The organism is Variovorax sp. Root434 (assembly GCF_001426595.1).
Classification (GTDB): Bacteria; Pseudomonadota; Gammaproteobacteria; order Burkholderiales; family Burkholderiaceae_C; genus Variovorax.
The window spans coordinates 169597-192044 of the sequence record NZ_LMEK01000024.1 but is presented as its reverse complement, the minus strand read 5'-3'; the positions used below and the strand labels follow the sequence as shown (position 1 = coordinate 192044).

The window sequence follows — 22448 nt, the reverse complement described above, 5'->3', positions numbered from 1 at the left end:
CGATTTTAGGCGGCTGTAGGAAAACGCTCACGCCTTCCGCACAGAGCGCCGGCGCAGCAGCGCAGCCGCTCCCAGCGCCACCGCCATCACCAGCAGCGACACCACCGTCGTCACCGTCCCCAGGGCATAGATCGAGGGCGTGGTGACGGTCGAGGTCAGCCCCTGCAGTTCGAGCGGCAGCGTGTTGACGTCGCCGATGGCCTGCGAGGTGCGGGCAATCTCGTCCCACGACAGCGTGAAGCCGAACATGCCGATGCCCACGATCGATGGGCCGATCAGCGGCAGCACCACGAAGCGGAAGGTCTGCCACGGCGTTGCGCCGAGGTCGCGCGCGGCTTCCTCGTAGGCCGGGTTGAAGCGGTTGAACACCGCGAACATGATGAGCAGCCCGAACGGCAGCGTCCACGTCAGGTGCGCGCCGAGGGCGGAGCTGAACAGGCCGAGCGCGGTGCCGTAGCCCTCGAGCAGGGTGGTTGCGTCCACGGCCGTGAGCAGGCTCTTGATGCCCGTGTCGAGCAGCCGGAACTGCAGGCCGATGCCCAGCGAAATGATGATCGACGGCATGATGAGGCTGGCGACCGTGACGAAGAACAGGGCGTTGCTGCCCGCGAGCTTCTTGCGGAACGCGAGCCCGGCGAGCACCGACAGCACGACGGTGAAAGCCATCACCACCGCACCCAGCGCCAGCGAGCGCCGGAAGGCCGCGCCGATGTCGACGGTGCCCAGGCCTTCGGCCAGCTTGTAGAACCAGTGCAGCGAGAGGCCGCGCAGCGGAAAGGTCAGGCCGCCCTCGGGGCCCTGGAAGCTCAGCACGAAGATGGTGATCATCGGGCCGTAGAGGAACAGCACGAATAGAGCGAAGACTGTCGCCAGGGGCCAGAAGCCGGGAGGGCGTTGTTCTCTGATGTGTTGGGTCATAAGGGCAGGCCACCGGGTACTCCCCTCCGCGAATGTCCCCCGCCTTCGGCTCCTCCTTTATTTCGCTGCGGGGAGCACCCGGTGCCCTGTGCACGATGGGCGCGGCGCTTATGCGAGCCGATCAACCGGTGCTCTGAACGATCGCGCCGATGGGGTGCCTTGCGCAGCGAAATAAAGGAGGAGCCCGAAGGGCGGGGGACATTCGCGGAGCAAGGTACCCCGTCGGCGTGATCGCACCCCGAACGTTGCCGCACGATTCGAACGTCAGAGCTCCGGCTCACTTCAGAGCTCCTTGCGAATATCGACCAGCCGGGTGAGCCCCCAGATGATCATCAGCACCACCGCCAGCAGGATCATCGCGTTGGCCGCAGCCAGCGGAAACTGCAGGTACGAGGTCTGCACCTGGATGATCTTGCCGATCGACGCGATCTGCTGGCCGCCCATCACGCCGATGGTGACGAAGTCGCCCATGACGATGGTGATGACGAAGATCGATCCGATCAGGATGCCGGTGCGCGACAGCGGCACCACCACGTTCCACAGCGTCTGCCAGCCCGAGGCGCCCGCGTCGCTGGCCGCTTCGAGCAGCGAGCGGTCGATGCGCATCATGCTGTTGAAGATCGGCACGATCATGAACATCGTGTACAGGTGCACGAAGGCCAGCACCACCGAGAAATCGGAGAACAGCAGCCACTCGACCGGCTGGTTCACGAGCCCCATGCCCATCAGCGCCTGGTTGACCAGCCCGTTGCGCCCCAGCAGCGGCACCCACGAGATCATGCGGATCACGTTGGAAGTCCAGAAGGGCACGGTGCACAGCACGAACAGCACCGTCTGCATGGTCGACGAGCGCACGTGGAACGCCAGGAAATAGGCCACCGAAAAGCCGACGAGCAGCGTGATGCCCCACACCAGCACGCAGAACTTGAAGGTGCTCAGGTAGGTGTTGAGCGTGACGCAGAGGTCGCCGTTGTCGGTGAGGCTCGCGCAACCCTCGAACAGGCTCAGGTAGTTGCGCAGCGTGACGGCCGGGATCAGCTCGTACTCGTTGAAATTCCACAGGCTGACCATCGCGACCAGCGCCAGCGGAATCAGGAAGAACAGCAGGAACACCAGCGCGAACGGCGCCGCCTGCCACCACGCCTTGACGGCGTGGACGGGGGCAGCGGCGACGGACGCGCGGGTGGCGGGAGCGCTCACAGGCTCAGGCCGCAACGAACTCGTTCCACTTGCGGACCATGTATTCGTTCTCGTCCATCACCGCGTTCCAGCACGCGATGCCGCCCATGCGCTGCTCGTAGCTGCCACCGTCGCGCACTGCGCCGGCCTTGGCGATCACGTCGCCCTGGGGGCTCTTGATGTCCTGGGCTGCAGGCTTGCCTTCCATCCAGTAGGCCCATTCGTAGGCTTCCATCTTGGCCTTGGCGGTGTCGAGCACGGCGCTGTAGTAGCCTTGGCGGTTGAGGTACGCACCGGCCCAGCCGTCGAGGAACCAGTTGATGAACTCATAGGCGCCATCGAGCTTCTTGCCCGAGAGCGTGGCCGGCAGGCCGAAGCCCGATGCCCAGGCGCGGTAGCCTTCCTTGAGCGGCTGGAAGGTGCAGTCGATGCCCTTGCTGCGCACGGCCGTCACGGCGGGCGACCACATCGACTGGATCACCACTTCGCCGGAGGCCATCAGGTTCACCGACTCGTTGAAGTCCTTCCACAGCGCGCGGAACTGGCCGGCCTTCTTGGCTTCGATCAGGGTCTTGATCGTCAGGTCGATCTCGGCCTTGGTCATGTTGCCCTTGTCGGCGTACTTGTGGATGCCCTTGGCTTCCACCACCATCGCGGCGTCCATGATGCCGATCGACGGAATGTTCAGGATCGCCGCCTTGCCCTTGAACTCCGGGTTCAGCAGCTCGGCCCACGAGCCGATGGGGCGCTTGATCAGGTCGGGGCGAATGCCCAGCGTGTCGGCGTTGTAGGTGGTCGGGATCAGCGACATGAACTGCGTGGCCGACTTGGCGAAGGCCTTGCTCTTCTCGCCTTCGAGATAAATCACCTTGACCGGCGCCGTGCCCTGGCTGCCGACCTTCTTGCCTGCCACTTCACCCTTGGTGAAGAGCGAGGTGATCTTGTCGGCGTTCTTCACGCGCTTGGTGTCGATGCCCTTGAGGTTGCCGGTCGGCACGATCTTCTTGAGCGAGAAGAACTCGGTGTCGATCAGGTCGAAGCTGTTCGGCGCGGTGACTGCACGCTTGGTCACGTCGTCGGTGGTCACGGCCACGTACTGGATCTCGATGCCGGTGTCGGCCTTGAACTTCTCGGCGATGGCCTTGTCCTGGTTCACCGCGGTGCCGAGGTAGCGCAGCACGACCTTCTCCTGCGCATGCACGAAGGGCGCGACGCCCGCAGCCAGGATGCCGGCCGTGCCTTGCAGCAGGGTGCGACGCTTGACGCCGGTGGACGAGTCGATGGGGTCGGTCATGGCTAGGTCTCCAGAAAAAAAGTGGAAGGGGACGAACGCGGGAAAAAGAGAAAGCGGGTCGCGGGAGCGCTCACAGGGTCAGGGCGAGCGCGGCCGTGTCGTCGCGCAGGGCGCTTGCGTTGGCGGGCGCCGGCACCCGCTCGCCCGGCGGCTTGGCACCGGGGCCGAGCACGCGCGCGTCGGCCTCGGCCCACGAAAGGCGCACTGCCTCGCCTTGCGCATAGGGGCGCGAGAGAAAGGCGGCCTCGCCCAGCAGCACTGAAACGTTCTGGCGTCCCGGCGCGACGGCGTCGAGCGCCAGGCCGAGCAGCACGTAGGTGCCCTGGTACTCGACGTCGGTGACGGTGGCGGGCAAGCCGGCCGCCGTGGTGGCATCCGTTGCCGCGGCGATCCGCATGTGGTCGTTGCGCACCGCGATCGGGCCGGCCGGCGTATCGAACACGTTGTGGCCGCCCATGAAGCGCGCCACGAATTCGCTCGCCGGATGGTTGTAGACCGCGTGCGGCGAGCCGACCTGCTCGATCACGCCGTGGTTCATGACCACCATGGTGTCGGCCAGCGCCATCGCTTCCTCCTGCGAGTGCGTGACGTGCACGAAGGTCAGGCCCAGTTCCTTCTGCCAGCGCCGCAGCTCGGCGCGCATCTGGATGCGCAGGAAGGGGTCGAGTGCCGAGAGCGGCTCGTCGAGCAGCAGCACGCGCGGTTCGGTGATGAGCGCCCGCGCCAGCGCCACGCGCTGCTGCTGGCCGCCCGAGAGTTCACCGGGCTTGCGCGCGGCCAGGTGGCCCATGGCGACGCGCGCGAGCAGGTCGTTGGCGCGCCGGTGGCGCTCGGCCTTGCCGACGCCTTTCATCTTGAGGCTGAAGGCCACGTTGTCGGTGGCCGACAGGTGGGGGAACAGCGCGAAGCTCTGGAACATCATCGCCGTGCCGCGCGCGGCGGCGGGCAGGTTCGTGATGTTGCGGTTGTCCAGCAGGATGTCGCCGCTGGTGACCGACTCGTGGCCGGCAACCATGCGCAGCGTGGTGCTCTTGCCGCAACCCGAAGGGCCCAGCAGACAGCAGTAGCTCCCGCTGGCGATGCGCAGGTCGATCTGGTCCACGGCGGCCGGCGTACCGGGGGCGTAGCGCTTGGTGAGCGCGACGATTTCGACTGCGGCGGGGACGGGCGTGGCAACGGCATTCATTGCCGGGAGCGCAGCAGGAACCATGCCACGCCGCGGCCTGCGGCACCTGCGGCATCCGCGCCGCCGTCGCCCTGGTCAGGTGCTGCTCAGGTACCGAATTTGTCCACGCTCGACGGCAGCGCCGCTGCCGCCAGCCCGCGCAGCACGTCGCCCACGACGATCACCGCCGGGCTCGCCAGCCCGGCTTCGGCGATGCCGCTCTGCAGCTTGTCGAGCGTGGTCGCGATGTGGCGCTGGTGCGGCAAGCTTGCATGCTGGATGACCGCCACCGGCGTGTCGCCCGGCAGGCCTTGCAGCAGCTCGCGCTCGATGTGCGCGGCACCCGACACGCCCATGTAGATCACCAGCGTCAGGCGTGCGTTGTAGGCCGTCGCGGCCAGCGCGCGCCAGTCGGTCGGGTCTTCGCCCGCGCCTGCGCCGGTCTTGGCATGGCCGGTGACGAACACCACGCCCTGCGCATGGTCGCGGTGCGTGAGCGGCACGCCCAGCGAGCTCACGGCCGCGAGGCCCGCGGTGATGCCGTTGACCACGTCGCATTCGATGCCGGCTTCGCGCAGGTGCTGCACCTCTTCGCCGCCGCGGCCGAAGATGAAGGGGTCGCCGCCCTTGAGCCGGACCACGGTCTCGCCTTCGCGCACCGCGGTGATCATCAGCCGCTCGATGAATGCCTGCGGCGTGCTCTTGCAGCCGCCGCGCTTGCCCACGTGCACGATGCGCGCGCCGGGGCGGGCGTAGGCCTGCACGATCTGGTCGTTCACGAGGTCGTCGACCAGCAGCACCGTCGCGGCCTGGATCGCCTTCACGGCCTTGACGGTCAGCAGTTCCGGGTCGCCCGGGCCGGCGCCGACCAGGGTGCAGCGGCCGGTGATGAGAGTGGATGCGTTGTTCATGCGTGGGATGCCAGTTGCGTGATGTGCCTGACTTGCGTTGCGATGGCCTCGGGCACGGGAAGCTCGCCGGCCAGCACGCGGCGCGTGTAGTCGGCGGTGGTCGCGACGTCGATTTCCTTCGGCAGGCCCGGTATGTCGGTGGCGGTGCCGGCCTGCTGCGCCTGCAGCTCGGTGCGCACGCCGCGCACGAAGCCGTCGATCTGCGCGGTGCGGCGCGGGTCTGACACCACTTCGCCTTCGAGGCCGCGCGAGAGCAGGGCGGTCATGCCCGTGAGCTCGAAGGTCTCGCCCATGGTGCGCGCGTATTCGGGGTGCGTGTAGCTTGCGATCACCACGCAGGGGCCGGCGGTGGGCTGCATCAGCTTGACCACGCTGTGGCCGGGGTTGCGCAGGCCGACCACGCGGCGCACGTCGAGCAGGCGCTTGAGTGCGGGGTTCAGCAGTTCGGTGGGCACAAAGGCCGCTTCGCCGTTGGCGATGGGGCGGATTTCGGTCATCGGCGGCAGGTCGAGTGCCGAGAGCACGTTCGATGCGAGCACGCGCGAGGTTTCGCTTGCGCTGCCATGCACCAGCACCGGCAGGCCTTCGCGGGCCAGCAGCAGCGCCAGCAGCGGCGTGAGCACCGGCAGCTTGCGCGCGCCGTTGTAGCTCGGCAGCACGACCAGCGGGCGGTCGCCGGCCGGAATGCGGTTCAGCCGCGCATGGGTCGCATCGAGGAAGCCGGCCATCTCTTCGGGCGTTTCGCCCTTGATGCGCATGGCCAGGCAGAAGCCGCCGATCTCGAGGTCGGTGACGGTGCCGTCCAGCACCTGGCCGAACAGGTCGGTGGCCTGTTCGCGCGTGAGCGGCTTGGCGCCTCGCGCGCCGCGGCCGATTTCCTTGATGTATTGGCTGATTCCCATGGGTGGGTGGATTGTCCTGCAAGGCTTATGCCGGAATGCGAGGTGGCTTATGCCTTGAATTGGCTCCTTCCCCCTTTGGGGGAAGGTTGGGATGGGGGCGGGCAGAGCGTCCCGTAGGAGCGCCGCTTGCCCCCACCCCAGCCCTCCCCCAGCGGGGGAGGGAGCAAGACGGGGAGTCATGGGGTGAGCGCCTCGGCCTCGACCGGCGTCGCCCTCACCATCCGCTTGAGTTCCGGAATGCACGATCCGCAGTTCGTGCCGCACTTCAGCGCCCCCTGCAGCTTGGCCAGCCGCTCGTCGGCCGTGCCACCGCAGCGGCCCAGCTCGGTCTGGATCGCCACGTCGGCCACGTTGAAGCAGGTGCACACTAGCTTGCCGCGCGACTGCACCGCCACCGGCGCCTTCGAACCTGGCGACAGCAGCAGCCGGCCGTAGCTCTGCGCCGGCAGCTCTTCTCGCAGCAGCGTGGCGATCCAGGCTTCCGCGCTGGTGTCGCCGCCCAGCAGGAAGGCTTCCAGACCGGCGCTGCCGTCGGCACGGCGCACCAGCCGCGCGGAGCGTCGCTGGCCGCGGCGGCGGTCGGCGTAGCGCAGGGTGTCGGCGGTCTGGAGGCCGAGCGAGGCTTCGATCTTCTCGACCAGCGCCTCGTCGGGCGCGTCGTGCGCGGCGGCGCGGAACAGGATGCCGCTGCGCTCCTGGCCCTGGGTGTTGCCCGCGAACGGCACGCAGGTCGCAAAAGGAAACAACGCCATCAGCGGCTGCAGCGCGCGGTGCGCGGTCAATGCCGCGTCGGCGGGCAGCCAGGCCATGGCCAGCAGCGACCACGGCAGCTCGGCCTTGAGGATCTTCACCGGCGTGTGCTTCAGCTCGGGCTGCTTCGAGGTCGGGCAATAGGCCGGCGTGGTGAGCGCGTTGATGCCCGCCAGCCGCACGCCGGTCGACGAGCATCCGCTCAGGTATTCCTCGCCCCAGTGCATGGCGACGAAGGCCTGGCTCAGGCCGATCTCGGCGCTGGCGCGCGCGGGCAGCATGATGGAGCCCCGCTTCGAGGTCAGGTGCACGAGTTCGCCTTCGCCGATCTGGCGACGTGCCATGTCCTGCGCGTTCATCTGCACGACAGGCTCCGACACGTGCCCGAACAGCCGGCCGGCCGTGCCGGTGCGGCTCATGCCGTGCCACTGGTCGCGCAGGCGGCCGGTATTCAGCGAGAAGGGGTAGCGCGCCTCGCGGGCCTCGGCCACCGGCTTGTAGACGGTGTCGACAAAACGGGCGCGGCCGTCGGGCGTGGGGAACACGCCGTCTTCGTACAGGCGAACGCGGCCGGTGCTTTCGCCTTCCTTCAGCGGCCATTGCTGCGGGCCGGCGGTTTCCAGCATCGCGTAGTTCAGGCCGGTGATGTCCAGGTCGCGCCCGCGCGTCGATTCGCGGTGCTCGTTCCAGACCGACTCGGCCGTCTCGTACGGGAACAGCGTGGACGCGCGGCCCAGCTGCCGTTCGAGCCGGTGCGCGAAGGCCACCGCGATCGACCAGTCGTTGCGCGCCTCGCCGGGTGCGACAACGGCCGGGCGCACGCGCGAGATGCGGCGCTCGCTGTTGGTCACGGTGCCTTCCTTCTCGCCCCAGGTGGTGGCGGGCAGCAGGAGGTCGGCGAAGGCGCAGGTGGCGGTGGTGGCGAAGGCTTCCTGCACCACCACGAACTCGGCGCGCTCCAGCGCGCGGCGCACCGTGGCCTGGTCGGGCATCGACTGGGCGGGGTTGGTGCAAGCGATCCACAGTGCGCGAATCTCGCCGTCGGCCGCGGCCTGGAACATCTCGACCGCCGTCTTGCCCGGCTTCTCGGGCACCGAGGGCACGCCCCACAGCGCGGCCACTTCGGCGCGGTGGTCGGGGTTCGCCAGGTCGCGGTGCGCGCTCAGCAGGTTGGCGAGGCCGCCGACTTCGCGCCCGCCCATTGCGTTGGGCTGGCCGGTCAGCGAGAACGGGCCCGCGCCAGGCCGGCCGATCTGCGCGGTCGCCAGGTGCAGGTTGATGAGCGCCGCGTTCTTCGCCGTGCCGCTCGACGACTGGTTCAGGCCCTGGCAGTACAGGCTCAGCGTGGCAGGCGATGTGGCGAACAGCCGCGCGGCCGCGAGCAGGTCGTCCTTCGAGATGCCGCAGACCTGCGCCACCTTGTCGGGCGTGCATTCGCGCACCGTGGCCTTCAGCGCGTCGAAGCCGTTGGTGTGGGCGGCGATGTACTTCGCATCGATCCAGCCTTCCCACAGCATCAGGTGCAGCATGCCGTTGAACAGCATCACGTCGGTGCCGGGCTGGATCGGCAGGAACAGGTCGGCGATCTCGACCGTGTCGGTGCGGCGCGGATCGGCCACGATGATCTTGAGCGCCGGGTTCGCGGCCTTCGCGTCCTCGATGCGGCGGAAAAGAATGGGGTGTGCCCACGCCGTGTTGCTGCCCACGATGAACAGGCAGTCGGCGTGCTTCAGGTCGTCGTAGCAGGCCGGCGGCGCATCGGCGCCCAGCGTCTGCTTGTAGCCGGCGACCGCGCTGCTCATGCACAGGCGCGAATTGGTGTCGACGTTGTTGGTGCCGACCAGGCCCTTGGCGAGCTTGTTGAAGACGTAGTAGTCCTCGGTGAGCAGCTGGCCCGACACGTAGAAGCCGACCGCGTCGGGGCCGTGGTCGCGGATCACCTGCGCGAACTTGCCGGCGGCGTTGTCGAGCGCGGTGTCCCACGCCACCGCCATGGGCGCTTCTCCGCGCACGAGGCGCTGCATGGGCTGCAGCAGCCGCGTCTGCCGCGTGACCGTGGCGCTGGCCGTGAGGTGCAGCGTCGAGCCCTTGGTGCACAGGCGGCCGAAGTTCGCCGGGTGGTCGGGGTCACCGCGCACGCCGGTGATTTCATCGCCACTCGATTCGATGATGACGCCACAGCCGACGCCGCAGTAGGGGCAGGTGGAGCGGGTTTCCCGCATGGCTCCCTCTACCTCCGCAAGAGCGCGGGGGCGAGAGTTGACGGCGCTCACGAAGGTCACGCTGCTGCCCTCACCCTAGCCCTCTCCCAGAGGGAGAGGGGACAACACCTTGGGGCCGGCAACGGGGCGTGGCAAGTCGATGGCGTGCGTGGCCAGTTCGCCCGCGTCGAGATGCACCACGCCGTCTTCCACCTTCACGGCGAACTTCGGCGTGCAGCCTTCGTCGGGCGACTTGGCGCAGCCGTCGTCCAGCCCGATGGCCCAGTTGTGCAGCGGGCAGGCCACGCTGGTGCCGAACACGATGCCCTGGCTGAGCGGGCCGCCCTTGTGCGGGCAGCGGTCGAGCAGCGCGAACACCTGGTCCTCGGCATTGCGGAACACGGCGACGTCCACGCCGGCAGGCCGCGCCACGCGGCGGGCGCCGAGCACGGGGATGTCGTCGATGCGGCAGATGACTTTCCAATCGCTCATGGTGGGCTCTCTTTTCGTCTACGTCTTGATTTCTGAATACAGGCCGGTGACACGGTCCATGATCGCCAGCAGGTTCTCGCTGCTGATGAACACGTCGGACATCAGGGCGGGCGACGCACCGGCGCCTTCGAGGCGCTGCAGGCCCCGGTTGAAGAACATCCACTGCGCATCGGCCAGCACCAGCTCCTGCCTGATCTGCGCAGTGGCCTCGGGCGCATTGCGCAGCACTTCGAGCGCGGCCAGGAATTCGGTGCGCGACTTGCCGATCTCGGCCGTGCTGCCCGCCGGGTCGATCTGCATTGCCGTGGCCAGGTAGAACTTGGCCATACGCTGCGACAGCATGCGCTGGCGGCCCGCGATGTTCACGAGCTTGCCCACCGGCTTGCCGGACGCGGCCTCGTACTGCGCAGTGCCCTGGTTGGCCAGCGCGAGCACCGCGGCGTCGAGCTTCACGACTCGGGCGGCTTCCTCCTTGCCGGGCGTCATGCCCGTGAGTTCGCGCTTGAACTCGTTCCAGGCGTTGTCGAGCGACTCGTAGGTGCCGCGAATGGCCAGGCTGGGCGCGAAGGCCTTGAGCTCGCCGAGCTGGCGCTCGAACAGCGCGATCGACTTGTCGAGCACCTGCTGCGCGTTGCGCGATTCGACGTTCTGCACCAGTGCCAGATACGCCTTGCTCGCGCGCTGCGACAGCATGCGCTGGCGGCCCGCCTTGTTGATCGCATCGTTCAGATCGGCGACCTGGGCACCCGCGCCCAGCCCGGCACCCATGCCGGCGGCGGCCGCGGATGCGAGGAAAGCCCGGCGCTTCATGCGGTCAGCGGCGTGAACTGCCGCACGTCCACCGAGGCCTGCGCCGATTCGAACCACGGATCGGGCTCGCCGTCGAGCGCGAACTGCAGGCGCTCCCACAGTGTCTTGCGGGCCTCCGCGTCTTCGAGGATTCGCTTCTTCACGTAGTCCAGGCCCACGCGGCCGATGTAGTGCACCGTGCGTTCCAGGTACCAGCCCTCTTCGCGGTACAGCTGCAGGAACGCGCCGGCGTACTCCATCACCTCTTCGCTGGTCTTCACCTTGACGAGGAATTCGGCCACCTCGGTCTTGATGCCGCCGTTGCCGCCGACGTAGATTTCCCAGCCCGAGTCGACGCCGATCACGCCCACGTCCTTGATGCCGGCCTCCGCGCAGTTGCGCGGGCAGCCCGACACGGCCAGCTTGACCTTGTGCGGCGAGTACATGGCCCACAGCGCGCGCTCGAGGTCCTTGCCCATCTGCGTGGAGTCTTGCGTGCCGAAGCGGCACCACTCGCTGCCCACGCAGGTCTTCACCGTGCGCAGCGACTTGGCATACGCAAAGCCGCTGGGCATGCCGATGTCCTTCCAGACGTTCTCCAGGTCTTCCTTCTTCACGCCCAGCAGGTCGATGCGTTGGCCGCCGGTGACCTTGACGGTCGGAATCTTGTACTTGTCGGCCGCGTCGGCAATGCGGCGTAGTTCGTCGGGCGTGGTGTGGCCGCCCCACATGCGCGGAATGACGGAGTAGGTGCCGTCTTTCTGGATGTTGGCGTGGCTGCGTTCGTTGATGAAGCGGCTCTGCGGATCGTCCTTCGCTTCTTTCGGCCAGGTGCTGATCAGGTAGTAGTTGACGGCCGGGCGGCAGGTGGCGCAGCCGTTGGGCGTGCGCCAGCCGAGGTTGCGGTACACCTCGTCGTGCGTGAGGTAGTGCTGCTTGCGGATCGCGTCGCGCACGTCCTGGTGGCTCACGTCGGTGCAGCCGCACACGGCCTTCTTCTTCGGCGTGGCCGAGTAGTCGCCACCGGCGGTGAACATCAGGATCTGCTCGACCAGCCCGGTGCACGAGCCGCAGCTGGCGCTGGCCTTGGTGTGCTTCTTCACCTCGTCGAGGGTGAACAGGCCCTTGTCCTTGATGGCCTTGCAGATGGTGCCCTTGCTCACGCCGTTGCAGCCGCACACCTCGGCGTCGTCGGGCATGCTCGCGGCCTTGCTGTGGCCCTCGTGGCCGGTGTCGCCGATGTTCGATTCGCCGAACATCAGCTTGTCGCGGATGTCGTGCACGCTGCGGCCGTCGCGCAGCAGCTTGAAGTACCAGCTGCCGTCCACCGTGTCGCCGTACAGGCAGGCGCCGACCAGCTTGTCGTCCTTGAGCACCAGCTTCTTGTAGACGCCGCCGAAGGGATCGCTCATGACGATTTCTTCGGTGCCTTCACCGCCCATGAACTCGCCGGCCGAGAACAGGTCGATGCCCGTCACCTTGAGCTTGGTGGAGGTGAGCGAACCCAGGTAGCGGCCGATGCCGAACTGGGCGAGATGGTTCGCCGCCACCTTGGCCTGCTCGAACAGCGGCGCGACCAGGCCGTAGGCGATGCCGCGGTGCGCCGCGCATTCGCCGACCGAATAGATGCGCGCATCGGTCACGGTCTGCATGGTGTCGGTGACGACGATGCCGCGGTTGCAGTGCAGGCGCATCTTCTCGGCCAGCTCCACGTTGGGGCGGATGCCGACCGCCATCACCACCAGGTCGGCCGCGACCTCGGTGCCGTCCTTGAAGCGGATGGCTTTGACGCGGCCCTCTTCATTGCCGACCATGTCCTGCGTCTGCGCGCCCATCATGAATTTCAGGCCGCGGTCTTCCAGCGACTTCTGCAGCAGCTTGCCCGCCACGTCATCGAGCTGGCGCTCCATCAGCCAGGGCATGACGTGCACCACCGTCACGTTCATGCCGCGCAGCATCAGGCCGTTGGCGGCTTCCAGGCCCAGCAGGCCGCCGCCGATGACCACCGCGTTCTTGTGCGTGCGCGCGGTCTCGATCATGTAGTCGGTGTCGGCGATGTCGCGGTAGGCGATCACGCCCTTCAGGTCCTTGCCGGGCACGGGCAGCATGAAGGGGTTGGAGCCGGTGCACATCAGCAGGCGGTCGTAGGCGGCTTCGGTGCCGTCCTCGGCGCGCACGATGCGCTTGACGCGGTCGACCTCCACCACCTTCTTGCCGGCGTGCAGGGTGATGTTGTTCTCGGAGTACCACTCCCAGCTGTTGAGCACGATCTCGTCGACCGTCTGCTCGCCGGCCAGCACGGGCGACAGCAGGATGCGGTTGTAGTTGGGATGCGGCTCCGCGCCGAAGACGGTGATGTCGTACAGGTCGGGCGCGATCTTCAGCAGCTCTTCGAGCGTGCGCACGCCGGCCATGCCGTTGCCGACCATCACGAGTTTCATTTTCTTCATGGGGCCCTACCTTTCGTCGAATCAAGCAAGCGAGTGCCCGCGGCGCGCGTGGAGAATCGCGCCATGAGCTTTGAAGTGGACATCGGCTACAGCAGCCAGCGCGGACCGCGCGAGCTGAATGAAGACTTCGCCGGCGCGGTGCATGCGCCGCGGGGTGACGAGGCGCGCGGCCTGATCGCGGCCATTGCCGATGGCGTGTCCAGCGGCGGGCACGGCCGCGAGGCGGCGCAGACCACGGTGATGGGGCTGCTGGCCGACTACTTCGCCACGCCCGACACCTGGGAGCCGACCGCCGCGCTCGACCGCCTGATCGGCGCGCAGAACGGCTGGCTGGCCGACCACAACCGCCGGCGCCAGGGCAAGGAGGGCGGTGGCACGGCACTCACCACGCTCACCGCACTGGTGCTGCACGGCCAGGGCTACACGCTGGCGCACGTGGGCGACACGCGCGCCTGGCGCGTGCGCGCGGGCGGCGAGCCGGCCGTGCCGCTCACGCAGGACCATGCCTTCGACCATCCCGACATGCGCAGCCGCCTGACGCGCGCCATCGGCCTGGACGACCAGGTGCGCGTCGACTACGTGCAGGGCGACGTGCGCGTGGGCGACTGCTTCGTGCTGAGCTCCGACGGCGTGCATGGCGTGCTCAGGCCGCAGCAGGTGGCCGCGCTCGCCTTGCAGGGCGATGCCGAGGCGGCCAGCGAGGCGCTGGTGCATGCGGCGCTGGAGGCCGGCACGCGCGACAACGCGACTGCGCTGGTCATTCGCGTGGTCGGGCTCGACGCGCGGCAGCTCGACGACGAACTCGGCGACGGCCGCCGGCTCGCACCGCCGCCCGCGCTGAAGGTGGGCGACGTGCTCGACGGCTACGCCATCACCGCGCTGGTGGCCGACACCGGCGTGCACCTGCTGTACCAGGCGCGGCATCCGGTCACGCGCGAGCTGGTCGCGCTGAAGACGCTGCATCCCTCGCGCGCCGGCGACCCGCAGGAGCGCGCGATGCTCGCGCACGAGGCGTGGCTCGGTTTGCGCGTCGGCGGCAATGGCTTCGTGCGCGTGCACGAGCGCGCCGCGGATGCGAGCGCGCTGTACATCGTGTTCGACTGGCACGGCGGCCGCACGCTGGAGCAGCTGCGCAAGGCGAACGCGCGGGGCGCGGTGGGCGAGGTCGTTGCCGCCGCCATCGCACTGAGCCGTGCGCTCGGCCGGCTGCACCGCCAGGGCGTGGTGCACCGCGACATCAAGCCGGGCAACCTGCACCTGGGCGAGGACGGCCGCTGGCGCATCATCGACCTCGGCGTGGCGCTGTCCGGCCGCGAAGGCGCGGCGCAGCGCGAACTGCATGCCGGCACGCCGAGCTACATCAACCCCGAGCAATGGGAGGAGGGCGGCGTCGCCGATGCGGGCAGCGACCTGTTCGCGCTCGGCGTCACGCTGTACCAGTGGCTCACCGGCCACCTGCCTTACGGCGAGATCGAGCCCTACCAGGTGGCGCGCTACCGGCGAGACCCGGTCGCGCTCTCGCGCCTGCGGCCCGACGTGCCGATCTGGCTCGACCACCTGGTGCGCAAGGCCGTCGCCCGCGATCCGCGCGAGCGCTTCGAAACCGCCGAGGAGCTGCTGCTCGCATTGGAGCGCGGCGCCTCCCGCCCGGTGAACGCGCCCGCCGCCACGCCGCTGATCCGCCGCGACCCGCTTGCGCTCTACCAGCTGGCGCTTGGTGTGTCGGTGCTGTTCAACGTGCTGCTCATCGTGTGGCTGCTGTTCTTGCCACGCTGAACGGAGGCGGGCGGGGCGTTTCATGACCGAGCGGCTTTTCGGTTGTTGCTGACCGTGGGCGCCGGGTGTGCCGTCGTGACACGCGCGCGCCCACCCTTCTCGGCCCAGGTGCGGGTCCAGCGGATCTGCATCACGCGCATCACGCCCAGCATCGCCAGCGACAGCATCGCGAAGAACACGAAGCCCCACAGGTAGCTGCCCAGGTACTGCTTCGACAGGCCCATGGCGTTGGGCACGAGGCCGCCGCCCAGCGCGCCGATCTCGCCGATCATCGAGCCGGCCACGGCCGTGCTCGCGGGCCAGCGCAGCGGCACCAGTTGGAACAGCGCACCGTTGCCTGCGCCCAGCGCGGCGAAGCATGCGATCAGCACCAGCGTGGTGACGGCCAGCGAGCCCGACGAGACGCCCACCAGCACGAGGCTCACGGCCACCACCAGCAGCACCACGGTCAGCGTGTTCACGCCGCCCCAGCGGTCGGAGATCCAGCCGCCCACGATGCGCACCGCCGCGCCCATGAAGGCCGCGAGCATGGTCAGCTGGCCGGCCTGCACCTTGCTCACGCCGAACTGGTCGTAGTAGTAGGAGGGCAGGAAGGTCGTCAGGCCGATGAAGCCGCCGAAGGTCACGCCGTAGATCAGGCTGAAGACCCAGCCGTCCTTCTCGAACAGGCAGGCGATGTGCTCGCGGAAGCTCGAATGGGCGTTCACGTCCGGCGGTTCCTTGGCGAACACCACCATCACCACCATGGGAACCAGGATGGCGACCGCGGCCACGCCGTACACCGCCTGCCAGCCCAGCCACAGCGCGAGCGGCGGCGCCACCAGCACCGACACCGCGGTGCCCACGTTGCCCGCGCCCACCAGGCCCATGGCCAGGCCCTTGTGCTGCGGCGGGAACCAGCCCGAGCCCAGCGACAGCGCCACGCCGAAGCTCGCGCCCGCGATGCCCAGCAGCACGCCCATGGCGAGCAGGTTGTTGAAGCTCTTGACGAAGAAGAAACCGAACAGCATCGCCACCGCGATCAGGCCCATCTCGACCAGCGTGGCCTTCTTGCGGCCGATGTACTGCGAGAGGATGCCGAGCGGAAAGCGCATCAGCGCGCCCGCGATGATCGGCACCGACAGCATCAGGCCCTTCTGCGCCGGCGAGAGGTTGAAGGTTTCGCCGATGAAGGGCGCCATGGCGCCGTTGAGCACCCAGATGCAGCAGGAGAACGAGAAGTACAGGAAGGCCGCGAACAGCGTCGGACTGTGGCCTGACTGCAAGAAGTTCTTGAAACTGGACATGGCGTTCAAAGGTGCAAAAAGCCGCGGCCCGACCCTGGAGGGGCCGTGTCGACGGACGGGGTTGGAGACGGAGTGTCGGCAGCGGACGCTGTCGGCGTGGGGGTGCGCTCGGCATGTGCGTTGCCGAGCCGGATGCAGGAGCCTGCAGCCTCACCAAAGCGGTGCTTCGTTACACCGCGGTCCGTTCCATGCAAGAGGCATGCCTGCGAATTCGCGCGGGCTTGGCCTATGCTCGCGGTGCGCTCCCACACCGCTTTTCCAAGATGTCCCTTCTCGTTGTCCTGCCCGATGAAACTGCCGGCCTTGTGCTGCCTGAGGCGCTTGCACGGGCGCTGTCGGACGCCAGTCTCGAGGTGGTTGGCTGCGCGGATGCGGGCACCTTCGCGCGGCAGGTCGAGGCGCTGGCCCCGTCCCAGGCCTTGATCTGCCTGCCTTTGCCCACGCCCGCATTGCTCGACGCGCTGCGCGCGTGGTCCGGTGTGCCGCCGTGTGCGCTGAGCTTCGTCGGCGAGCCGTTGAGCGGTGCGCAGCACGAAGAGCTGGTGCAGCTCGGCGTGCAGGCGTGGCTGCAGAACGATGCCGTCGATGCCGCGTCGCTCGCCGCGCTCACCGCCCGCGCCCAGGCGCGCTGGCAGCGCGAGAGCGCCTTGCGCACCGAACTGGAGAGCCTGCGCACCCGCATGGACGAGCGCAAGTGGGTCGATCGCGCCAAGGGCCTGCTGATGTCCGCGCGCGGCATCGGCGAGGACGAGGCCTTCGGCCTGCTGCGCGGCGCCGCGATGCACGCCAACCTGCGTCTGGGCGAGGTGTCGCGCTCGGTCATCGAGGCGGCGCAATGGGCCGATGCGATCAACCGCGCCGGGCAGCTGCGCATGCTCTCGCAGCGGCTGGTGCGCGTGGCGGCGCAGTTGCTGGGCGGCATCGATGCGCAGCGGGCACGGCTGCTGCGCACGCAGTCTTCCGAGCGGGTGCAGCAGAACCTGGATCATCTGGCGGCCCTCGGGCTCGGTGCGGCCGGCGCGCAGGCGCTCGTACAGGCGCAAGCCGCATGGAGCGGGCTGGCTCCGGCCTTGACGGCGCGACCTACGGCGACGGGGCTGGCCGACATCGACCAGCGCGCCGAAGTGCTGCTCTCGGCCGCGGAGGCGCTGACCGAGGCGCTCGAAGCCTCGGGCGCGCGGCGCGCACTGCGCATCGTCAACATCTGTGGACGGCAGCGCATGCGTGCGCAGCGGCTGGCGAAAGACGCGCTGCTCGCTGCCACGCTGAAAGAGAAAGCCGCGAACGCGCGGCTGGTGCCCACCATGGCCGAGTTCGAGGCCGCCTTGCTCGAACTCGAGCGCGCCCCGCTCAGCACCGCCGAGATCCGCACCGCGCTGGCCAGCGCCCGCGACGAATGGCTGCGGCTGGTCGGCGGCGTGCACGCGCTCGACAGCGCCGACGGCCGCGCCACGCTGGTGCGCTCCAGCGACGCGCTGGTCGACACCTTCGAGCGCCTCACGGCGTCGTACGAGCACAGCCTCCAGGTGATCATGTCGTGAACCTGGCACACCCCCAGGCTTCGCGTACTGCGTGTCGCTACGCCAAGCCCCTTGCAGGGGGCAACACCTGCGGCCCGGCAAAGCCGGTTCCGCGGTGTTTGCTGGAAGGAAGGCATGGCTCGACGCGCCTGGGCGCTGTGTCGATCTGTCAGGCCGCGGCCTTCTCCACGTGCGCCTGGCGCGTGTAGAGGAAGTCGATCACGGCCTTGCGCGCGTGCACGTAGGCCGGGTCTTCGGCCAGCTCGACGCGGTTGCGCGGGCGCGGAATGTCCACCGCCAACACGTCGCCGATGGTGGCGGCCGGGCCGTTGGTCAGCATCACGATGCGGTCGCTCAGCAGCACCGCTTCGTCCACGTCGTGCGTGACCATGACCACGGTGCTGTGCGTCTTCTGCACGATGGCCAGAAGCTCGTCCTGCAGCTTGGCGCGCGTGAGGGCGTCGAGCGCGCCGAAGGGCTCGTCCATCAGCAGCACCTTGGGCTCCATCGACAGCGCGCGCGCAATGCCCACGCGCTGCTTCATGCCGCCGGAGATCTCGCCGGGGCGCTTCTGCGCGGCGAGCGTGAGACCGACCAGCGCCAGCGCCGCGTCGGTGCGCGCGCGCAGCTGCACCTTGTTCTCGGTGGCCGCGAACACTCGCTCCACCGCGAGGTACACGTTCTCGAAGCAGGTGAGCCAGGGCAGCAGCGAGTGGTTCTGGAACACCACGGCGCGCTCGGGGCCGGGGCCCTTGATCTCCTTGTTGGCGCACAGCAGCGAACCTTCGGTGGGCGTGGTGAGCCCGGCGATGAGGTTCAGCAGCGTCGACTTGCCGCAGCCCGAGTGGCCGATGAGCGTGATGAACTCGCCCTTGGCCACGTTCAGGTTCACGTCGCGCAGCGCGACGAAGCGGCCCTTGGGCGTCTTGAACGCCTGCTCGACGCCGTGGATCTCGATGTACTTCGAATCATCGATCATGACTTCACCTCTTCGAACGTGAATGCAGTGGCGAGCTTGATGAGCGCGAACTCCAGCACGAGGCCGACGATGCCGATCACGAAGATCGCGATGATGATGTTGGCGACGTTGAGGTTGTTCCACTCGTCCCACACCCAGAAGCCGATGCCGACGCCGCCCGTGAGCATCTCGGCTGCCACGATCACCAGCCATGCGGTGCCCACGGCCAGCCGCACGCCGGTGAGCATGTAGGGCAGCACGGCGGGGAACAGGATCTTCGTGAGGATCTTCCATTCGCTGAGGTTCAGCACCTTGGCCACGTTCATGTAGTCGCTGGGCACGCGCTGCACGCCCACGGCGGTGTTGATGACCATCGGCCAGATCGAGCAGATGAAGATGGTCCAGATGGCGGCCGGGTTGGCGCCCTTGAACACCAGCAGGCCGATGGGCAGCCAGGCCAGCGGCGAGACCGGACGCAGCAGGCTGATCAGCGGGTTGAACATGCGCGAGAGGAACTCGAAGCGCCCGATCGCGAAGCCGGCCGGAATGCCGACCAGCGCCGCGAGGCCGAAGCCCAATGCCACGCGCTGCAGTGACGAGAGCACGTTCCAGCCCACGCCCTGGTCGTTCGGGCCCTTGCTGTAGAACGGGTCGCTGAACACGGTCACGGCCTGCTGCCAGGTGGCTGCGGGTGTCGGGAAGCCGGTGGTGCTCTTCATGGCCACGATTTCCCAGATCAGCAGCAGCAGGCCGAAGCCTGCGAGCGGCGGCAGCACGCGCATCCAGAAGGCGCGCAGGTCGAGTGGTGTTCTCGGCTTCTGCTCCTTCTCCCCTCTGGGGAGAGGGGCGGGGTGAGGGGCAGCTTCGGTGCGGGGCTTGCCCTCACCCCGGCCCTCTCCCGCGCGCGGGAGAGGGAGGGAGGCTTCGAGCGGCGAATGAAAGACGGCGCTGACCATGGTGTTCTCCCTATGCGTGGATCTTGAACGAATCGGCGTACTTCCTCGGGTCCTTGCCGTCCCAGACCGAGCCGTCCATCAGCTTGCTGGTGCGCATGGGGTCCTTGGGCACGCTGACTTTCATGGCGCCAGCCACGTCCTTGTACATGTCGATCTGGTTGATCTGCTTGGCGACCGCCAGGTAGTCGGGGTGCTCTTTCAGGATGCCCCAGCGCTTGTGCTGCGTAAGGAACCACATGCCGTCGGACAGGTACGGGAAGTTGACCGCGCCGTCGTCGAAGAACTTCATGTGGTTGGGGTCGTCCCAGGTCTTGCCCATGCCGTTCTCGTAGCGGCCCAGGATGCGCTGGTTGATGGCATCGGCGCTGGTGTTGATGTAGCTCTTCTCGGCGACCGTGTCGGCCATCTTCGCCTTGTTCTGCAGGTTGGCGTCGATCCACTTGCTGGCCTCCAGCACGGCCATCATCACGGCGCGGCAGGTGTTGGGGTTCTGCTTGACGAAGTCGGCGCGGGTGCCGAGCACCTTCTCGGGGTGGTCCTTCCAGATGTCCTGCGTGGTGATGGCGGTGACGCCGATCTTGTCGATGATGGCGCGCTGGCCCCAGGGCTCGCCCACGCAGAAGCCGTCCATGTTGCCCACGCGCATGTTGGCCACCATCTGCGGCGGCGGCACCACGATCACCTTGGCGTCGGCCACCGGGCTGATGCCGGCCGAGGCCAGCCAGTAGTTGAGCCACATGGTGTGGGTGCTGGTGGGGAAGGTGCCGGCGAAGGTGTACTCGCGCTTTTCCCTGGCCATGAGCTTGGCGAGCGAGGGCGCGTCCACCGCGCCCTTGTCCGCAAGCGCCTTCGACAGCGTGATGGCCTGGCCGTTGCGGTTCAGGCCCATCAGCACCGCCATGTCCTTCTTCGGGCCGCTGGCGCCGACGTGCACGCCGTAGACGAGGCCGTACAGCACGTGGGCCATGTCCAGTTCGCCGTTGACCAGCTTGTCGCGCACGCCGGCCCAGCTGGCTTCCTTGCTGGGGACGATCTTCACGCCGTACTTCTTGTCGAAGCCCAGTACCGAGGCCATCACCACGCTGGCGCAATCGGTCAGCGGGATGAAGCCGATCTTCACTTCCTGCTTCTCGGGCTTGTCCGAGCCCTGAGCCCAGACGGCGGCGCGCAGCGCGGGGTCGATGCCGACGGCACCGATGGCTGCGGCTTGCAGGACGCGGCGTCGGCTGAGGCGGGTTGTGAGCAGGTCGGTCATGGGCGGGGCTCCGGTTGAAGGCGAACAAACAAAAGACAAAAACAAAAAAGGCGTCCGCACCGCGCAGGGGCTGCTCGAAAACGAGCCCTTGCGGGATGGGGACGCCTTTGTCCGGTTCGGTGGAGGCACCCGCCGTTGGGTGCCGCTGCCTGAAGGCCCATTGGGGGCCTGTGAACGAAATGCTTGCAAGTGGTGTGCCAGCCTTCAGGACCTGCACGCTGCTATCAGGAAAGTAGCTCGATGCAGCGGTGCAGCATGGGCGAGCGCCCGATCGGAACCGCGCAGCGCCGATCGCACGGTTGTTGTGCACTGCACCAAGTTGAACGGCCGGGCCGCTTCAGCGCGGGGGCGCGCGGTCGAGCATGGGCAGGTAGTCGGCCATTGCCAGCATCGACTCGGCCACGTCGACCAGCCGCCGCTTCTGGTTCATGGCGGTCTGGCGCAGCATCTTGTGCGCCTCATCCTCGCTGAGTCGGCGGTGCGCCATCAGCAGGCCCTTGGCGCGCTCGACGATCTTGCGTTCATTGAGCGAGGCGCGCACGGTTTCGAGCTCGTCGCTCATGGCCTGCAGGCGGTGCGACTGCTCCTGGACCATGTCGAGCACCGAGCGTTCGAGGTGGCGGCCGAACTGGGCGGGCGTGGCGGCCTGCGCGTCGGCGTCGTCGAAGAACAGGGCGCCGGCCTGCGGGGCCAGCGTGTCCAGCAGCTGCCGGTAGTCCTGCAACTCGCTGCGCGCCTGCGCGGTCTTGCGCTCGCACAGTGCGCGCAAGACTGCGGCCAGGCGCTCTTCCACGGTCTTCATGGCGTCGATGCGGCGGGTGCAGCAGTCGAACCAGGCCTGGCTCAGCGGCACGTCGGCCGGGGCGGAGGTGGCGCCGCGCCGGCGGATGCGTTCGAGCTCCGCCACTTCGGCGTCGGGCTGGCTGTTGCGCCAGAGCGCGAGCACGGCCTCGCCGGAGAAATCGGTGAACACCTGGAAGCAGCGCTCCTGCGACTCGATCAGGTGCAGCCACTGCAGGCGCTGTGCCTCGTCGCTGCGGCCCAGCGCCAGCGCGGCGGCACCGAAGGCGCGCTCCTGGCCGGCAAATTCCTTGCCCTGCATGAAGTTGAACATCGCGACCAGCAGGCGCGAGATCTCGGGGTCGGTGGCGCCGTCGGCGGCTTCGAACACCACCGACAGCAGGCCGGCAACGAGCTTGGCGAAGGCGGCGGTGGACTGCGCCGGTTTCAGCTCGAGCGCATCGATGCGGCGGCGCAGGGCAGGCAGGGCGTCCAGGCCCGGGAGCACCCAGGCGATGCGGCTGAACAGGCGCGCGCTGTTACCGGCTCCTGCGCTGCGGTGGTCGTCGGCTTCGAGCTGGTCGAAGCCGGCGCGCACCTCCTGCTCGAGCGCCGTGCATTCGGCGATCTGCGGGCCGCGCTGGTCGGCGAAGCGGCCGCCGTGCGAGGCGAGGAACATGTTCGACATGCCCCGCTCGCGCTGCAGCGCATGGACGAGGCGGCCGATCACGCCCACCAGCTCGCTGGTGCGGGCGAGCCGGTCCAGCTCGTCGATCTCGCAACGGCGGGCGGCGATCAGAAAACTCAGTCCGGATTTCATGGTGGGAGGGGCGCTGACCCTCCCACTGCAACATCCGTGCCTTGCT

Annotated in this window: 17 protein-coding genes; 2 read left to right on the top strand and 15 right to left on the bottom strand. The window is 68.3% G+C overall.

The window, feature by feature from the left end; genetic code table 11:
* Positions 1-27 precede the first annotated feature (27 nt).
* From ASD05_RS20555 to nirB, 10 genes are all read right to left on the bottom strand, one after another.
* A complete protein-coding gene (locus ASD05_RS20555; protein ID WP_056596368.1) occupies positions 28-918 on the bottom strand; it encodes an ABC transporter permease in 891 nt (296 codons plus the stop codon).
* 282 nt (positions 919-1200) lie between these two features.
* Entirely contained in the window at positions 1201-2118 is a 918-nt protein-coding gene (locus tag ASD05_RS20550) for an ABC transporter permease (RefSeq protein WP_056596366.1), read from the bottom strand.
* A 4-nt stretch (positions 2119-2122) separates the two neighbouring features.
* A complete protein-coding gene (locus ASD05_RS20545) occupies positions 2123-3391 on the bottom strand; it encodes an ABC transporter substrate-binding protein (protein ID WP_056596363.1) in 1269 nt (422 codons plus the stop codon).
* Between the two features lie 70 nt (positions 3392-3461).
* Positions 3462-4577 (bottom strand): ABC transporter ATP-binding protein, encoded by a 1116-nt coding sequence (locus ASD05_RS20540; RefSeq protein WP_056596361.1) that lies wholly within the window; start codon positions 4575-4577, stop codon positions 3462-3464.
* Positions 4578-4663: 86 nt separating this feature from the next.
* Positions 4664-5467, bottom strand: a complete 804-nt coding sequence (gene cobA / locus ASD05_RS20535; RefSeq protein ID WP_056596358.1) for a uroporphyrinogen-III C-methyltransferase — start codon at positions 5465-5467, stop codon at positions 4664-4666.
* On the bottom strand, positions 5464-6369 hold the full coding sequence (gene ybiB / locus ASD05_RS20530; protein ID WP_056596355.1) for a DNA-binding protein YbiB: 906 nt from the start codon (positions 6367-6369) through the stop codon (positions 5464-5466). The genes cobA and ybiB overlap by 4 nt, the downstream gene beginning before the upstream one ends.
* A gap of 176 nt (positions 6370-6545) precedes the next feature.
* The gene (locus ASD05_RS20525; protein WP_056596352.1) at positions 6546-9341 is read right to left on the bottom strand and encodes a nitrate reductase; all 2796 of its coding nucleotides are present in this window, start codon (positions 9339-9341) and stop codon (positions 6546-6548) included.
* A 75-nt stretch (positions 9342-9416) separates the two neighbouring features.
* A complete protein-coding gene (gene nirD / locus ASD05_RS20520; RefSeq protein ID WP_056596349.1) occupies positions 9417-9812 on the bottom strand; it encodes a nitrite reductase small subunit NirD in 396 nt (131 codons plus the stop codon).
* A gap of 18 nt (positions 9813-9830) precedes the next feature.
* The gene (locus ASD05_RS20515; protein WP_056596346.1) at positions 9831-10622 is read right to left on the bottom strand and encodes a type IV pili methyl-accepting chemotaxis transducer N-terminal domain-containing protein; all 792 of its coding nucleotides are present in this window, start codon (positions 10620-10622) and stop codon (positions 9831-9833) included.
* Positions 10619-13051, bottom strand: coding sequence for a nitrite reductase large subunit NirB (nirB, locus tag ASD05_RS20510; RefSeq protein WP_056596343.1), 2433 nt, complete (start codon positions 13049-13051; stop codon positions 10619-10621). Before nirB ends, ASD05_RS20515 begins: the two co-directional genes overlap by 4 nt.
* 63 nt (positions 13052-13114) lie before the next feature.
* Between nirB and ASD05_RS20505 the strand changes: the two genes are divergently transcribed.
* On the top strand, positions 13115-14827 hold the full coding sequence (locus ASD05_RS20505; protein WP_056596570.1) for a bifunctional protein-serine/threonine kinase/phosphatase: 1713 nt from the start codon (positions 13115-13117) through the stop codon (positions 14825-14827).
* A 20-nt stretch (positions 14828-14847) separates the two neighbouring features.
* Here the strand turns inward: ASD05_RS20505 and ASD05_RS20500 are convergent, their stop codons facing one another.
* Complete coding sequence (locus ASD05_RS20500; RefSeq protein ID WP_056596340.1) at positions 14848-16113, bottom strand: MFS transporter; 1266 nt, start codon at positions 16111-16113, stop codon at positions 14848-14850.
* A gap of 263 nt (positions 16114-16376) precedes the next feature.
* Between ASD05_RS20500 and ASD05_RS20495 the strand changes: the two genes are divergently transcribed.
* Positions 16377-17654, top strand: a complete 1278-nt coding sequence (locus ASD05_RS20495; protein ID WP_056596337.1) for an ANTAR domain-containing protein — start codon at positions 16377-16379, stop codon at positions 17652-17654.
* 148 nt (positions 17655-17802) lie between these two features.
* Here ASD05_RS20495 and ASD05_RS20490 read toward each other — a convergent pair whose 3' ends face one another.
* From ASD05_RS20490 to ASD05_RS20475, 4 genes are all read right to left on the bottom strand, one after another.
* Positions 17803-18612, bottom strand: coding sequence for an ABC transporter ATP-binding protein (locus ASD05_RS20490; protein ID WP_056596334.1), 810 nt, complete (start codon positions 18610-18612; stop codon positions 17803-17805).
* The gene (gene ntrB / locus ASD05_RS20485) at positions 18609-19547 is read right to left on the bottom strand and encodes a nitrate ABC transporter permease (RefSeq protein WP_082572200.1); all 939 of its coding nucleotides are present in this window, start codon (positions 19545-19547) and stop codon (positions 18609-18611) included. The genes ASD05_RS20490 and ntrB overlap by 4 nt, the downstream gene beginning before the upstream one ends.
* Positions 19548-19557: 10 nt before the next feature.
* A complete protein-coding gene (locus ASD05_RS20480) occupies positions 19558-20802 on the bottom strand; it encodes a CmpA/NrtA family ABC transporter substrate-binding protein (protein ID WP_056596327.1) in 1245 nt (414 codons plus the stop codon).
* Positions 20803-21139: 337 nt separating this feature from the next.
* Positions 21140-22402 carry a nitrate regulatory protein gene (locus ASD05_RS20475; protein WP_056596323.1) on the bottom strand — a complete coding sequence of 421 codons (1263 nt, stop codon included), beginning with the start codon at positions 22400-22402 and terminating at the stop codon, positions 21140-21142.
* Positions 22403-22448: the final 46 nt, after the last annotated feature.